General features: G+C 44.7%; 11 protein-coding genes. 7 read left to right on the top strand and 4 right to left on the bottom strand.

The genetic code is table 11. The features are described from left to right. Position 1: 1 nt before the first annotated feature. The 4 genes from MSG35_RS11420 to MSG35_RS11435 all read left to right on the top strand — a co-directional run bounded on the left by MSG35_RS11420 (position 2) and on the right by MSG35_RS11435 (position 5,917). Positions 2-3,190 (top strand): efflux RND transporter permease subunit, encoded by a 3,189-nt coding sequence (locus MSG35_RS11420; protein ID WP_248383959.1) that lies wholly within the window; start codon positions 2-4, stop codon positions 3,188-3,190. A 155-nt stretch (positions 3,191-3,345) separates the two neighbouring features. Next, positions 3,346-4,056, top strand: a complete 711-nt coding sequence (locus MSG35_RS11425; protein ID WP_248383960.1) for a response regulator transcription factor — start codon at positions 3,346-3,348, stop codon at positions 4,054-4,056. Then, a complete protein-coding gene (locus MSG35_RS11430; RefSeq protein ID WP_248383961.1) occupies positions 4,053-5,306 on the top strand; it encodes a HAMP domain-containing sensor histidine kinase in 1,254 nt (417 codons plus the stop codon). Before MSG35_RS11425 ends, MSG35_RS11430 begins: the two co-directional genes overlap by 4 nt. Then, positions 5,306-5,917, top strand: coding sequence for a class I SAM-dependent methyltransferase (locus MSG35_RS11435; RefSeq protein ID WP_248383962.1), 612 nt, complete (start codon positions 5,306-5,308; stop codon positions 5,915-5,917). The genes MSG35_RS11430 and MSG35_RS11435 overlap by 1 nt, the downstream gene beginning before the upstream one ends. 131 nt (positions 5,918-6,048) lie before the next feature. Here MSG35_RS11435 and MSG35_RS11440 read toward each other — a convergent pair whose 3' ends face one another. Then, positions 6,049-7,191, bottom strand: a complete 1,143-nt coding sequence (locus MSG35_RS11440) for a DUF3541 domain-containing protein (RefSeq protein WP_248383963.1) — start codon at positions 7,189-7,191, stop codon at positions 6,049-6,051. Between the two features lie 283 nt (positions 7,192-7,474). Between MSG35_RS11440 and MSG35_RS11445 the strand changes: the two genes are divergently transcribed. Next, the gene (locus MSG35_RS11445; RefSeq protein ID WP_248383964.1) at positions 7,475-8,830 is read left to right on the top strand and encodes a diguanylate cyclase; all 1,356 of its coding nucleotides are present in this window, start codon (positions 7,475-7,477) and stop codon (positions 8,828-8,830) included. A gap of 163 nt (positions 8,831-8,993) precedes the next feature. Next, positions 8,994-10,634, top strand: a complete 1,641-nt coding sequence (locus MSG35_RS11450) for a DEAD/DEAH box helicase (RefSeq protein WP_048617026.1) — start codon at positions 8,994-8,996, stop codon at positions 10,632-10,634. Between the two features lie 578 nt (positions 10,635-11,212). Here the strand turns inward: MSG35_RS11450 and MSG35_RS11455 are convergent. Beyond that, on the bottom strand, positions 11,213-12,742 hold the full coding sequence (locus tag MSG35_RS11455; RefSeq protein WP_082153947.1) for a DUF3612 domain-containing protein: 1,530 nt from the start codon (positions 12,740-12,742) through the stop codon (positions 11,213-11,215). Positions 12,743-12,911: 169 nt separating this feature from the next. On the opposite strand from MSG35_RS11455, the gene MSG35_RS11460 reads away from it, so the two are divergent. After that, positions 12,912-13,508, top strand: a complete 597-nt coding sequence (locus MSG35_RS11460) for a malate synthase (protein ID WP_048608941.1) — start codon at positions 12,912-12,914, stop codon at positions 13,506-13,508. A 130-nt stretch (positions 13,509-13,638) separates the two neighbouring features. Here the strand turns inward: MSG35_RS11460 and MSG35_RS11465 are convergent, their stop codons facing one another. After that, positions 13,639-14,655, bottom strand: a complete 1,017-nt coding sequence (locus tag MSG35_RS11465) for a GGDEF domain-containing protein (RefSeq protein WP_248383965.1) — start codon at positions 14,653-14,655, stop codon at positions 13,639-13,641. A gap of 457 nt (positions 14,656-15,112) precedes the next feature. Continuing rightward, positions 15,113-15,325, bottom strand: coding sequence for a cold-shock protein (locus MSG35_RS11470; protein WP_004740083.1), 213 nt, complete (start codon positions 15,323-15,325; stop codon positions 15,113-15,115). Between the last annotated feature and the right edge of the window lie 195 nt (positions 15,326-15,520).

The raw sequence follows: 15,520 nt of genomic DNA on the forward strand, positions 1-15,520 counted from the left end.
CATGTCTCATGAGTTGAAACCGAATAACCAAGCGGACAGTAACCAGAAGCCAACTAAACCACACACTGGCGCAATCGCATGGTTCGCGAATAATTCTGTAGCAGCGAACTTGTTGTTAGTGGGCGTGATCATCATTGGCCTGTTATCACTGAACTCATTGCGTAAAGAAGCATTTCCAAGCCTTGAACCCGATGTGGTGACAGTGTCGGTAACCTATGACAGTGGTGACCCTATTCAGGCGGAAGAAGGCCTAGCGATTAAGATTGAAGACGCGTTAGAAACCGTACCGGGTATTAAGCGTATTACGTCAACTTCTGATGCGAATGGCAGCCATGTTTCGATCGAAAAAACGAGCACCTATGATCTTGATACCCTGTTAACTGACGTTAAAACTAAGGTTGATGCGAGCAATAACCTGCCTGCTGGCGCTGATAATCCTGTGATTGATAAGGCTCGCATGCAAGATCATGCCCTATGGGTGCAGATCTATGGTGACGCAGACCGAACAACGCTTCAAAGCTTAGCCGAGCAATTGAAATCAGATCTACTGAGCCAGTCGTCCATTCGTGATTTGGACATCAAAGCCAAAGCCGATCCTATGATCTCGGTTGAGGTTGATGAGAACAAGCTACAGGCTTACGGCTTAACTCTGACTGACGTTTCTGAAGCGATCAATGCGGAGTCTTCTGCGGCTATCTCGACGAGCCTTCGCAATGGCGAAAAAACGGTTCGTTTGAAGGTTTCTGAACAGGCGTATGAGATCCAAGATTTCAACGCGATTCCGGTGATGACGACGACTGATGGTACGCAAATTACCTTGGGTGACATTGCCAACGTTGAAGATATGTTTGCTGATGACACTTTCATGCTGTCTCGCTATAACCAACAGAATGCGATGGCAATTCAGATCGTGATGGATGAATACGGAGACGTCGTCAGCATTGTTGAGCAAGCAGAGAAAGTGGTAGAGCGCTGGGAGAACAGCAACATGCTGCCGAGCGATGTCGAAATCGAAACTTGGTACGACAAAAGTACCATGATCAAAGACCGCTTAAGCCTATTGATGAAGAACGCGCTCACCGGTATCGCTTTGGTGTTCATGGTGTTAGCGGTATTCCTAAACGTACGTGTCGCTTTCTGGGTAGCAGCTGGCTTACCGTTTGTCTTTTTTGGCACCATGTTCTTAATGACAGATACCTTCATGGGGTTAACCATCAATGAAATGACCACCTTTGGTTTCATTATGGCGCTCGGGATAGTGGTCGATGATGCGGTGGTGGTTGGGGAAAGTATCTACTCCACACGTAAGGAAGAAGGCGATTCGATAGGCAGTACCATTCGAGGCACCATGAAGGTGGCATCACCGACTATATTTGGTGTGTTAACGACGGTTGTTGCCTTCTTAGCGTTAGCGAATGTTGACGGTAAAATGGGGCAAATTTACGCTCAATTCGGTACGGTCGTGACTATCTGTTTGTTGCTGTCTTTGGTTGAGTCTAAGTTCATTCTGCCATCGCACCTTGCTCATATTAATACTAAGCGCAGTGAGAAGAAGGGGCTGTGGGCTCGTGTTCAACATGCTGCCGATACTGGGCTAGGTTGGTTTAATAAGCGTATCTACTGCCCCGCAATTGAATGGGCGCTGAAACTGCGTTATGCGGTAGTGATGGTTTTCTTGTCATTGCTTATTTTAGTTGCTGGGTTACCAATGACGGGGGCGGTTCGTGTAGCGTTCTTCCCTGATATGCCGGGCGATACGGTAACTGCAGATATGTCGATGCAAAACGACGCGAGCTTTGGCCAAACACAACAAAACTTGTTGGTGCTTGAAGCGGCGGCAACCCAAACAGATGAAACACTGAGAGCCCAATACGGTGCTCAAGATGAAGCATCTGAGCTGTTGAGTCTTCAAGTTATCGCCGATGCTGATGACTCTGGCCAAGTTAGAATTGAATTGGACAGCGACAGTGTTTATACATCGAACGAGTTTGCAGATGCTTGGCAAGAGACAGTGGGCCAGATGGAAGGGGTTAAGAAGCTCAAAGTCTTGTCTAAAATGGAGATGGTCGACAACTTCAAAGTAGAATTGAAAGCGTGGAATGAAGAATCAGTGACTGCGGCGGGTAATGAGTTCTTAACCAAGCTGCAAGCGATTGAAGGTGTGAGTGGTATTGACCATAACTTGGATCTTGGTGAGCCTCAGTATCGTTTTGAATTGACACAGCAAGGCCGTGCGTTAGGTTTCGATACGGCAAGCCTTTCACAACAAGTATTACAGGCGTTTGGTGGTGATATCGTTCAGCAATTCCAACGTGGTAAAGATGAGGTGAAAGTTCGAGTTCGTTACCCAGAATCGGATCGCCAAACCATTGCGGATATCAAGCAAGCGAGCGTGAGAACCAACGACGGTACCGTGGTGCCTTTGAGCACGGTTGCTGAAGTATATTCTGATTACCAAGTATCAGAGATCACACGCATTGATAGCCAACGAGCGGTGTACATCAGTGCAGTATTAGATAAAGACGTGGTTGCACCTGCTGAGTTAGTCCATCAGCTGCAAGATACATTAGTGTCCGATTTAGAAGCGCAATATCCGGGGTTAACGGTCGACTTTGCTGGCGAAACGGAAGAACAAGAAGAGACGGCTAGTTCAATGATGAGTATGTTCATACTTGCCATGATAGCGATTTATACGCTGCTTGCTATCCCGCTGAAGTCTTACATTCAACCAGTGATCATCATGACAGCGATTCCATTTGGTATTGTTGGGGCAATCTTAGGGCACTGGTGGAATGACTTAACAATCAGTATCCTATCGTTAAACGGTATTCTCGCGTTGAGCGGTGTGGTGGTGAACGACAGCTTGTTGTTGGTATCTCGTTTTAACGAACTAATCAAAGAGCAGGGCAAGTCGGTTCACGATGCGATTGTTGAAGCGTGTTCTGGTCGACTAAGAGCGGTATTACTTACATCGGTTACAACGTTCGCGGGTTTGACGCCACTATTAAGTGAAACGTCTTTGCAGGCTCAATTCCTGATTCCTGCGGCAGCGGCGCTAGGCTACGGTATTTTGTTTGCGACGTTTATTACACTGATTCTGACACCTGCATTGTTAATGATTCAGTGTGAGATTAAGTCTCTGATTCTTAAAGTCACAAATCGAGTCGAAGGCGTTGAACAAATGGCTTAACAATGGCTAAGCTAATGATATCTAGGCTGATGATTGCCGAGCGAGGCTGATGATTGCCGGGCGAGGCTCAGCAACTTCGGTCTAGGTTCATTACCGAACAAGATATTAAAGATCACTACAAAGCTACACTACAACTAACAATAGAGGTCGTCGCGATGGCAGAATCCGTCACTAATAAACTCACAGATAAGCTTCAATTGCTTTTGGTTGAAGACGACCTCGATTTAGCCACTGCTGTTATTGATTACCTCGATTTAGAAGATATCCAGTGCGATCATGCCGCGAATGGTTTAGCTGGACTCAATCTAATTGAAACTAATCGCTATGACGCGGTAATTCTCGATCTCAATTTACCGAAAATGAACGGCTTGCAGGTGTGTGAGAACCTCAGAGCGCAGGGTATTGATACACCCGTTTTGATGCTCACTGCACGTGATACGCTTGATGATAAGCTGACAGGCTTTTCAAAAGGGGCCGATGATTACCTAGTGAAACCTTTTGCAATGGAAGAGTTGATTGTTCGAGTGCAAGTGCTGGCGAAGCGACGCAGTGGTCAGGTTCGTCGTTTGTCGGTAAGCGATTTGGAAATTGACCTAAAACAGCATCAAGCCTATCGTGATAATTCCCCTTTAAAGCTTTCGCCTACCGCACTCAAAATACTGGAAATCCTGATGCGCTCTAGCCCTAACCCTGTTTCTCGCGAGACCATCATGCAGGGCGTGTGGGGTGACGATCAACCAGACAGTAACAGCTTGAAAGTGCATATCTTCAACCTGCGTAAACAAGTGGATGCGGATCAAGACAATAAGCTGCTGCATACTATAGCGGGTAAAGGGTTTGCGATTAAGGAGTTACGACAAGCATGAAGATCAGACCTAGTTTAAGGATCTACGTTTTATTGGCGATTCTGGTCACTGGTGTGACGATGATTCTGGTTCTATCTGCATTGAGCGTAAACTACTTTGTCTCGGGTTTGGATATTGCGATGCGTGGCTCTATGATTGCCCAAGCTCAGCAAGATGCGGTGAAACCGGGCAAGCCGATGACCAACCAAGAATTTACTGTAGCGACCCAATGGAGTGACTTGCCACAAAGTGTTCAAAGTAACCTCAAGCAAGGTGAACTGCAATTCAACCTCATCACTAAAGTGATCATTGGTAAATCTATATTCTCACCGCCAGAGGAAGGCTACTTCGCCATGAAGGTGATGAAAGGTAATGAGGTTCGGTATGTTTCTGCGGTATTTAGTCAAAAACACGATCCCGTCAATAACGAAGAAGGGCTTCCACATTTTGTGACGATTTTTTTGACCGCATTGGGTGCGATTGTATTGTTTTTCGTTATCTTGGTTTTGGTGTTACGTAAGGTGGCATCGCCTGTTGAGCAGCTAAAGAACTGGGCCAAATCGCTAGATAAAGATAGCCTCAATGAGCCGACACCAGATTTTCACTTCAGTGAACTGAACACCTTGGCTAACATCATTCGTGATAGTTTGAGTTCGGTTCAAAACAGCTTAGAACGAGAGCAGAAATTTTTGGGTTACGCGAGCCACGAATTACGCACTCCTATTGCGGTCACAAGAACAAATAGTGAACTGCTAGAGAAGCTGATTCAAAAGGGTAAGAGCCCAGAAAAGCAGCTTGAAGTGATAGACCGAATCAAGCGCGCGGGTTTCACCATGACAGACCTGACAGAAACCTTGTTGTGGCTTACTCGACAACAAGACAAAGATCTGCCTCTAGAAAACATACATCTCGGCGAACTGCTGCAACAAATAAACCACGATTTAAGCTATCTATTGAATGGCAAAGCCGTGGCTGTGAATCTTGAAAGCGACGACACACAATGTCAGTTGCCAGTCGGACTCACTCGCATCGTGCTGACCAATTTGATTCGCAATGCTTTCCAACACACAGGAAGCGGTACCGTGGGCATCGTTCAGGTAGGCTCGAAAGTCACCATTGTTAATCACAACACTGACGGCACGATAGAAGACAATCATTTGGGCTTTGGTCTAGGGTTAGAGCTCACCGAAAAGCTGCTCGCGCAATATCAATGGCAATACCATAACCAAGAGCTGGCTGGTGGTCGTGAAGTGTGGGTGGATTTCTCGTAATGCACTGGCTCGATCGTTGGAAGGTGTATCGCTATCATCGAAAGCAGACTAACCGCTCGAATGGCGACAAGGCTAAAGCTTTAGGTTGGACTAGCGAAGAGAGTCAATTGTGTCGCTTTGAAGTGATCGCTCGTGCGGCGGACTTCGAAAAGAAGAGTGTTTTAGATTTAGGTTGCGGCTATGGCGAGCTGTTTGAGCTGCTCGACAGCATCTATCGCATTCAATCTTATACCGGCGTTGACCAACACGCAGGCTTTCTTAAGAAGGCAAAGCAAAACTATACAGAAGATCGTTGTCGGTTTTTGTCGGGTGATATGAGCAAAATGAACCTTGAGGCGCACGACATTGTCATCGCGAGTGGTTCACTGAACTATATCTCTCGTGATTCTGATTATCTGACAAACATGATTACTCGTATGTATGAATTGGCGAATCAGACGGTGATTTTTAATCTTCTCAATTCAAGCCAATATCCTTCACGTAATACCTTGATGAGTTATCACCCTCAGGGCGTGTATCGCTTCTGTAAAACGTTTTGTGAGGATGTTTCTTTAATAGAGGGTTACGCAGAAGGGGATTTCACGATAGTGATGAACAAAGTCTGCCTCTAAACTCAAACTCAAACTCAAACTCAAACCTAAGCCAGAGCGAAGTGATGGTGTGGAAAGAATAAAAAAAGCCGCAGGCCTCGAAAGGTGTGCGGCTTTTTAGGTTCTTAGATTAACCTCGGCTAGGTATGTTGCTAGTTCTTCTGCGGCTGGTTTTTAATGAGTCCGTAAGGGATGTTAGTAAACACCTTAGGGTTGCCTTCATAAGTTGGCGCTTCATTCACTTGCTGCCAATCGAGTAGCATGATTGCTAGCACGTTGCGGTGTTCGCCGTACTCAAGGTCAAAATCGCCTGTGATAGAAGGGATCATGCCGTGGTCTTTGTCGATAGAAGCTTGGATAGCGAGTCGTGTTTTTTCGACAACAGGGTCATCTTCTAAGCCAGCTAATAAGAAGGTTAATCCAACCTCTGCAATCACATCTTCTTTAGCGCGCAGCAGAATGGTATCAATGTTCTCTCTGAAATAATCGTAGATCCATTGATGATCTTTTTCGCTTACTTGATGTTGGTAATATTCTGAATCACCAAAGATCACATGCGTCATACCATAGATCTTATTGCCGTATTGCTGGCTTGAAAGCTTTCTGTCTTTATCGTTTGGGTATGCTTTTTTGAAGGTATCTATGAACTCATCAACGACATCCTGCTCACCCAGTTGGCGCAACCAGTAAACCTGATTCGCTAATTGAGCAGCCCACGCTTTCACCATGTCTTCATTGGTCACGTATCGAGAGAAGTCATAGCGACGAATGATTTCGCGCAGCTTGGCATCGTTCTTGTGTTCTAAACCGTATTCATTAGCACGAGCCATAGAGCCAAGAAGGTCAACACCAAGGTAAAGGTATTCAGGCATGTGCTTGGTGATGTTATAGCGTCGAACACTGCGCTCATCGTTATCACCAATATAAGATGCAACTCGCTTCTCTGAGTAGAGTACGATTTGTTCCATGGTTTGAACGTCATTCGACAGAGTGCTTAGCTTGCTTGCCACTCGAGCCAAGTCGCTCCACACCGCCGCTGAATACTTATCGTCTAATGTTTGGCGATACATGCGCAGCCCGTAGTGACCTTCTTTGAATGCAGGCAGAGTGTAAAGCTGGCTTTCGTAGGTTGTGCGAATGAGGTCAGCAGATTGCTTGAAAGATTGTTCTTGAGAGTTGAGCGAATCTGCTTGGGATTGAACGCTCGCTGAGGTTGGCGCTTGAACGTTTTCTTGTGCGTGAACGGCAACCGAGGCTGATAGCAATGTACACAGTGTGATAGTTTTTAACTTCATGTCGTGAGGTACCAAGCTGATTATTAGTCTATGTAAAATAACATTGATGAATCCTTAAATGTAAGCATTGAGTCAATACAATGTAAGCTTTATAAGGTTCAGTAACCCTTTTTGATTAAATCATTCGTTTGGTAAAGAATTTTGAAGTGATGGATCACTCAATATTTGATAGATAGTCGACGTTAGTATGGATTTTTAATGACTTAGCGGCATACTGGGGCAATAAGCCAGAAATGAGCCGTTATAAGGCAGTATGTAGAACAATAGTGTTAGAGGTTCGTAAATGCCAAGTGGTTCTAGCAAGCAGTGGTCTGTCAAAGTAGTATCTTTTCTTTTTTTCCTTGCGATAGTAGGCGCGATTGAGTTCTTTCACGCTAAGCAATTAACTTTTCTTAAGAATGAATCGTATTCTGAGGGAAAAAAACGATTATCCATCATTCGTTCTCGGATCGAAGCCGCGATCGTGTCAGATATGTATATCCTCAATAATTTCTCGACCTTAGTGACGATCAATCCTGATGGTGAGGTGAAACATTGGGATAAGATTGCTGAGAATATCATTCAAGATGGCTTCCATATTCGACTTATCGGACTCGCCAAAGACGACATTCTAAACTTTGTTTACCCGATGGAAGGTAATGAGCAGATTCTAGGTATTAATTATCGTGATTATCCAGACCAATGGGAGTCCGTTGAGATAGCCCGTAATCTTGGCAACACCTTTATTGCTGGCCCTTTTGAGTTGTTTCAAGGTGGACAAGCCCTCATTACGCGTACTCCGATCTTTCGAGATCCGCCTTTCAATCAAGATTACTGGGGTGTCTCCAGTGCTGTTATCGGTTTAGATGAGCTGTTTGAAGATGTTGGCATCGGCAAGATCGAGAACAAGTATGAATTAGCAATTCGTGGTGCAAACAGTTCAGGTAAAGGTGGCGCTGTCTTTTATGGTACTCAGGATGTGTTCGATAATGCGTTCGCCACTGAACAGGTGAGTTTCCCATACGGTGGTTGGTACCTTGCTCTTTCTGGCAACGAACACGTATTGATGGATGAGCCTTGGTATCGCATCCAAGCGGTAAGGCTGGTGGGCTACTCCATAATATTAGTGCTGGCGTTTGCCTTCTTTACTATTTATCGCCTGTACCGCATTGCAGATAGCCGCTCTATGCATGATGAGCTAACGATGTTACCGAATCGTCGATACTTCATGTATAGCCTCAAGCAGGCCTTCAAAACCACTCAGAAACAGAGAGCGAGAACCTTTGCCGTTGTAAATATCGACCTCGATGGGTTTAAAGCAATCAACGACACTTATGGTCACGCGGCAGGCGATCAGGTATTGATCGAGTGTGCTAACCGCATAAGAAGTGAGCTGCGTGTTTCAGATATCGTCGCAAGGATAGGCGGTGATGAGTTCTTGGTCTTATTGCCACGCATCATCGATGATCAATACGTATCTTCAATCGTGACTAAACTACGAAAGGCGATATGCTCGGCGCCAGTTGTGTACGAGGCGCACTCTATTTATCTCAGAATCAGTGTGGGTTGGGTTATTCACAATAACAACTACAATGATGTCGATGCGCTCTTAAAAGCCGCTGATGAAAAAATGTACGAACAGAAGCGACAAGTTATCTAGGTTGAATTTGAGCTGCGATTAGAATTTAGTTGCTGAATGTGGGGAAAAGCCTCAGAATACCGCGCTTTGCTCCGTATCAATGTATTTGATGAGCAAAAGCTGAAGCAACGCACTTTTTAACGTGTTGCTCATACTAAATGTTATTCAACTGAGAAAATAATCTATGAGTTTTACCTCCCTTGGCCTTTCTGAACCGATCCTTAAAGCTATTGAAGCACAAGGTTACGATAAGCCATCACCAATACAAGAGAAAGCCGTGCCAGCTGTCCTAACGGGCAAAGATGTTATGGCCGCTGCTCAAACAGGTACAGGTAAAACTGCAGGCTTCACGCTACCTATTCTTGAAATGTTATCGAAAGGTACTCGCGTACGTCAGAACCAAGTTCGTGCGCTCGTGCTAACGCCAACTCGTGAGCTTGCTGCGCAAGTGAATGGCAGCGTAGTGAAGTACGGTATTAACTTACCGCTGACTTCGACGGTAGTGTTTGGTGGTGTGAAGATTAACCCTCAGATGCAAAAACTGCGTAAAGGCAGTGACGTGTTGGTGGCAACACCTGGTCGTCTACTTGACCTATACAACCAAAATGCAGTGCGTTTTGACCAACTAGAAATCCTCGTGTTAGATGAAGCGGACCGCATGCTAGACATGGGTTTCATCCGCGATATCCGTAAGATCTTAGCTTTCTTGCCTAAGAAGCGTCAGAACCTACTGTTCTCAGCGACGTTCTCTGATGATATCCGCAGCTTAGCGAAAGGCTTGGTGAACAATCCTGTTGAGATTTCAGTAAGCCCTGCAAACTCAACGGCAAAAACGGTTGAGCAAAGCATCTACCCAGTAGACAAAAAGAAAAAGAGCGCAATGCTAGCGAAGCTAATCAAAGATAACGATTGGCGACAAGTGTTGGTGTTCAGCAAGACGAAACACGGTGCGAACAAGCTTGCTCGCTTCCTTGAAGAGCAAGACATCACTGCTGCACCTATCCATGGTAATAAGAGCCAAGGTGCACGTACTAAAGCCTTAGAGAACTTCAAAACAGGTAAGGTACGAGTACTTGTTGCAACTGATATTGCTGCTCGTGGTATCGATATCCCACAACTGCCTCAAGTAGTTAACTTCGATCTTCCTCATGTATCAGAAGACTATGTACACCGTATCGGTCGTACTGGCCGTGCTGGTGAAGTAGGTAAAGCGATTTCATTGGTTTGTGCGGATGAAGTGGGTGAACTGTTCGGTATTGAACGCCTTATTCAACAAGTGCTAGAGCGTCGTGAACTTGAAGGTTTCTCTCCAGTAAACAAGTTACCTGAGTCTCGCTTGGATTCACGTCCAATCAAGCCAAAGAAACCGAAGAAAGCAAAACAGCCACGTGAGCATGCTGATGGTCAACGCTCTGGTGATAACGCTCGCGGGCACAAGCCAGCAGGTAAGAACAAGCGTCATGTAGCAGGCAATGGTTCGGCGCCAAAGCGTAAACCAACATCTGGAAAGAAACCGGCTGAAAACAATTCAGCTGCGACAGGTGAAGATAAGTCAGTAAGAAACAACGGCAGCAACTTTAAGCGCGGTAGTGCGGGCAATAAACCTGCTGCAAATAACGCGGGTGCTCAGAATACTCTAAGCAAACCAAGCGGTGCGGGTAAATCTAACGGTACTGGTAAGCCAAACAACGCGGGTAAACCTGCAGGCAAGCCGAAGAAGTCTGGTTACGGCGGTAGCTACGGCCCAAGCAAGTCGTCAAATAAGCCGACAGGCAACAAACCTTCACCGTCGAGAAGCCGCTCTAAGCCAGCTCCTCAGAAGTAATCTTTGCTGAGATATTGAAGAACAGGAGTCGCTTTATAAAAAGGCGTCTCGTGGGTTAAGTTCTTTCTGTCATAGAAATCGAATAAGCGCGAATATTGAATCTCAATGTTCGCGTTTTTTTATGGGCGTTGTTTAGGGGGTTGTTTATGTTGAGTAGCCGTTTATGTTGAGTAACCGTTTATGTTGAGTAACCCTAGGGGGAGGTTTATTGCTGCTTAAAGTAATTGAATCTAAGGGAAATATGACATTTTTGGGAAGGGTAATGAATCTTTAATGATTTATTAATAACAACATAATCACTAGCGTTTTTGTTGAATTTCGCAATTTGCAATTCCAGTTTGCAAAACAAACAAGGATATACGGCTAATACGTGTCCAGATGCGTAGTAAATACGTGTTTTAAAAGTTGGCACGCATGCTGCATTAGTAATGGTGACCCTTCTTAAGCCGAGGGTCACCTAGCCAACTGACGTTGTTAGTGAACCTTTTTTGTTCACACAAAATATATGACCAATCACCCTTATTGTGATTGGTTTTTTTTTGCCTGAATTTTAGGTTCTATTTTTTGTTATTACTTTTTTACTCACCACACTTCGAGTAACAGCTTGGCTGGCGTGGGCATTCTCCACCTCTGGAGCAGATAAGCCTCGCCTCTGTCTCAATCCCACGTTCAATCCAATTTATATTTAGAATCTTGGCTATTGTCGTGAGATCTTTCTTGATGTTACGCGGAATTGCCACAGAGCCACCATTGTTAACGCATGACGCTTTTAGCTGCTCTGCTATGTCTCTTGAATTACCGCCTTGAGCATCAATCGCAGGGTTGAGATCTATACCAGCACACAACACACGATTGTTACCCGCAGGATCCGTCATATTGATGGATTCACAGCAGTAGATCCTTGGCTCATCACCCACATTCAAAATGGAGATTTGAGCCGAGCTTCCCGCTCGAGGTTCTGATAATCGACGGAACACAGCCCAATGTTGACATGGGTCAGCGACCGTTCTCATATTTCCCCAAGGTAGTGGAATCCCGTTCCCGCGATATACCGCCTTGAGTTTCCCCGGCCCATAAGCATCAAAGTAGTGCCAGTGAGGGTAGGGCGATACTACAGTCATTCGACGCATCGCAACAGAGGGGGAAACCCCTGCTCTTTTGTGAACGTCGATTTCGTAACCAGTGCGGTCGAGTAGCTGTCTAAACGGGACTTTCGGGCACAGAAGTGCGCCAGCAAAGAAGCTGGATTCAAAGTCTCGCCATGCTTGAAGAATGTCTTGGGAGTTGAGCTGTGAAGAGCCTGATATCTGGTTGTCATCCCATGTGTTGTTGTTACCGACCGACAACACACTCTTTAGGCCTTCTTTGCTGTGCAGAATGCAATGGCCGATATAAACCGAAAGGTCGTATTTCAGACGAGTTGGGTATTCTTTAAGAATCTCGTTTAAGAAGATAGTACCGGGAGGCTCAAAGAAGGAGGTCACTAACTGCTTAGCGTTAATTCCGAGCTCATCGACTACGTCTTGCGGCGTGCGCGTCACCCAGCGGATGTTGATTCCTAGGCTTCTAGCGATGTCTATCAGGTCTTCTACGCTGAGGTTAAGACGTTTTAAGCCTACCTCTTCCGCAGCGCGCTCAAGGTCAGGGAAGTGGTTCTGGTTGCTCTCTTGGTGTGCTCGAATCAAGAGGTGCGCAAACTGGCGGCCTGAAATGCCCGTTTGTGACAGCATCTCAGGAATCGCAATTTGCAGGATGTCGTTTGAGAATAGGAAGCTCGGCTCGAGCGCCATGCCACTTATCCCACCACGATTCCCCTTATCAGGAGCAATGGCTTGTTGTTCAGATTCGTCGTCGAGGAACCACGTCGGATTCTTCTGAAAGACCTGTGCAATCACTTCCAGCATATCGATGCTCGGAACCCGCTTTCCACGTTCAATCATTGAAAGGTAAGAAACGGAAGGGGCACATTCTGGGTCGATTCTAATACAACGCGCAGACAGGTCTTCCATCGTTAAATGGTTACGTTTTCTTAGGTTACGTATCTTCGTACCTAGGAAATGTGACTGACGAACTAAACTTTTTGACAAGGCCATATTTGTAAAATTCACATTGTAAAATTTTTGTTGTGAAATTGTATGTAAAAAAGCGCTAATCTACAAACTAAGCAATTCACAAAATGACAAATAAATTAAACGTTAGTTTGGAATAATTGCTCTAGGACACATTTTTGCTGTAGAAATCGGTGGTTATCACCGGACTGGTCAAGAGGGAAAGACTATGAATATGCTTACATTCGATAAAACAGAAATCCAAAAACAATCAAAGCCATTTATCGCTGAAGCTGTCTTTGCCGTGGAGACAATCAGTGCTAATCAGCAAACTGAAAAGCAAGTGAAAGCAAAGCAGCTGCTTGATCGACTATTCCCACTAGAGAATGGCTCACACCAAGACGTAACCAGCTACGTAGTCGATTACCGTCATATTATGGCTTACTTTAAAGATGGTCAGCACAGTGGTCTGAAGCACCCTAAGCAGTTTGTCGCTTACATGGGTGAGAAGAACGACCCAGACTCTATCTTGTTCCGAGATGGCAGTGGCAGTCACCTAGAAGTGATGTTTGGTTGCCATAAAGGGACAGGTTGTATTGAGCTAGTGGAAATCGATGATATTCAGTTGGAATCATGTACCACGTTTGGTCAATCACCAATGGAAGCAACAACCACAATGCGTGAAGAGACCATTGCAGCGATGCGACACTGGATCAGTTTGATTCAAGGTGACGCAAAGGGTAAACCAAAGGCATGCAGTGAAGATAAAGAGTTCAGAGCAAAGAGTGGTGAAGACTACTGCCTCAATTATTGCTTCCAGATCTAACGGTGAAACCTAGGTAGCTAAATCAATTTACACAGCTAAAGAAAAAGCCCCGAAGATAATGTCTTTGGGGCTTTCTAGTATTTTAAATACGAGCCGACTAATATGTCGATAAGAGCATTGTTGGTGTGTCTTACAAAGGCATGACTCGGTTACGGCCAAGTGATTTCGCTTCGTAAAGTAGCTTATCAGCACGCTCGATCAGCGATTGAGCTGATTCGCCGGGTTCAAGTTCAGCGACACCAAACGATGCAGTGATACTGCCGACTTGTTGACCACTGCGGCGATCTTTGATCGACAGCTTTTCTAAAGAGCGACGATTGGTATCAGCGAGTTGACGAGCAATACGCAAAGATTTGTTAGGCACAATCAGTGCGAACTCTTCACCACCAAATCGATAAGCAGAAATACCTTCACGGCAACTTAACTTCAGCTTACGAGCGATCCCTTTAAGAACCATATCACCAAACAAATGGCCATAGGTGTCGTTGAAATTTTTAAAGTGGTCGATATCGAGAAGAATCAGACACAAAGATTGTTGTGCTTCACACAGGGTTTCTATGTCACGGTCGAAAGAGCGACGGTTATAGAGTGTGGTTGTACTATCGAAGAGCGCATCTTTCTGCACTTCTACCAATTGAGTTTTCAGCTTGGTGATCTCTGAGGTTGCAGAGTTTAGCTGAGAGTTTAAAAACTGAGTAGAGTGACGAATATGACGGGATTCAGACACCAGCTGTCGAACTAAGGACATGACTTCATCAATAGATAGCCTTTCATTATCAACACGAGCCAAGTCCTCGAAGCTTTTATCGATCATGTCAGAAAAAGCGGAGGTGTCGGTCAGGGTGTCATTCATTGAATTGGAAACTTCAGAAACTAACAGTTCCAAATTAGCGCGAAGGTCATTGATATTGGTTTCGGATTTGCTGGCAACATAATTGTTGTATAGCTGCTCACCAACGGCAGGAGGACAAATACCGTAGTGTTCTAAAACACCATCCATGTCTTGAGTCAGCTGGGGAATAGCGTTATCGACATAGGTGTACCAAAGTGCGTAATTTGCAGGTGTCGTTGACACCCTGTTCTTCATCATAAGAGGCACCGCTTTTTTTAGATTTGCGGTGGATTTCTGAAATTCGTCTTTGTTCATTATTTTTACTGCAGATACCAAAACAACTAAGCCACTTGCGAACAAGGTTAGCGGATTTCGAAGGTCTTTGCTTTAAAAATTATATGATTAGTGGATGAGGATTGGATAAATAACTCATTTTTATTATGAATATCGATTGCGTATTCATAAGTGCAATCTAATGGATTGTTCTTTAACCATATTTGGGCTTATCAAACTTTCGGCGTAGCGTGAGTTAGTATCAAAAGATTGCTGAGAATTAAGTGTTGTCTAGGGAAGTGCATACAAAAAGTGACGTAAATTGATCGTTGAGCTTTAACTGAGAAAGTCTAGGTTGAGGACGCTTGGCTGGTGATTTGCATTTGTTCAGAGTTTACGGGGGGAAGCCTGTATCGAGAGGGGAAATGTTTATAAGCAGGCATAAAAAAGCGCCGATAAAAATCAGCGCTTTAAAATTCTTTTTAGCTATAAGAGCTAATTATTGAGCAACAACGTTTGCTGCTTGTAGGCCTTTTTGACCGTTTTCAACTTCGAAAGAAACCTTTTGGCCTTCTTTCAGAGTTTTGAAGCCTTCAGAAACGATTGCACGGAAGTGTACGAATACGTCAGCGCCGCCGTTGTCTTGAGAAATGAAGCCGAAACCTTTCTCTTCGTTAAACCATTTTACAGTGCCAGTATTTGTGTTAGACATAATTTGTCCCTTATTCATAAATTTTCTAAGTTGTTGATTGCATTTAATGCAATGCGCTGATAATTGAATTATTTAATATTGCTAAGAAATAAGGAAAAACTACTTACAAAAACGGGTAACGATTTTACATGTCAATTTTTTACTATTCATCTAACTTAAATAACTCCGGCTAACAGAGCGAGAGCATGTTAACAC

Source organism: Vibrio sp. 1CM23M, from assembly GCF_023161755.1.
Taxonomy (GTDB): domain Bacteria; phylum Pseudomonadota; class Gammaproteobacteria; order Enterobacterales; family Vibrionaceae; genus Vibrio; species Vibrio coralliirubri.

Coding starts and splice junctions, on each gene's coding strand:
- MSG35_RS11420 (WP_248383959.1), top strand. CDS start 2: ATGTCTCATGAGTTGAAACCGAATAACCAAGCGGACAGTAACCAGAAG.
- MSG35_RS11425 (WP_248383960.1), top strand. CDS start 3,346: ATGGCAGAATCCGTCACTAATAAACTCACAGATAAGCTTCAATTGCTT.
- MSG35_RS11430 (WP_248383961.1), top strand. CDS start 4,053: ATGAAGATCAGACCTAGTTTAAGGATCTACGTTTTATTGGCGATTCTG.
- MSG35_RS11435 (WP_248383962.1), top strand. CDS start 5,306: ATGCACTGGCTCGATCGTTGGAAGGTGTATCGCTATCATCGAAAGCAG.
- MSG35_RS11440 (WP_248383963.1), bottom strand. CDS start 7,191: ATGAAGTTAAAAACTATCACACTGTGTACATTGCTATCAGCCTCGGTT.
- MSG35_RS11445 (WP_248383964.1), top strand. CDS start 7,475: ATGCCAAGTGGTTCTAGCAAGCAGTGGTCTGTCAAAGTAGTATCTTTT.
- MSG35_RS11450 (WP_048617026.1), top strand. CDS start 8,994: ATGAGTTTTACCTCCCTTGGCCTTTCTGAACCGATCCTTAAAGCTATT.
- MSG35_RS11460 (WP_048608941.1), top strand. CDS start 12,912: ATGAATATGCTTACATTCGATAAAACAGAAATCCAAAAACAATCAAAG.
- MSG35_RS11465 (WP_248383965.1), bottom strand. CDS start 14,655: ATGAACAAAGACGAATTTCAGAAATCCACCGCAAATCTAAAAAAAGCG.
- MSG35_RS11470 (WP_004740083.1), bottom strand. CDS start 15,325: ATGTCTAACACAAATACTGGCACTGTAAAATGGTTTAACGAAGAGAAA.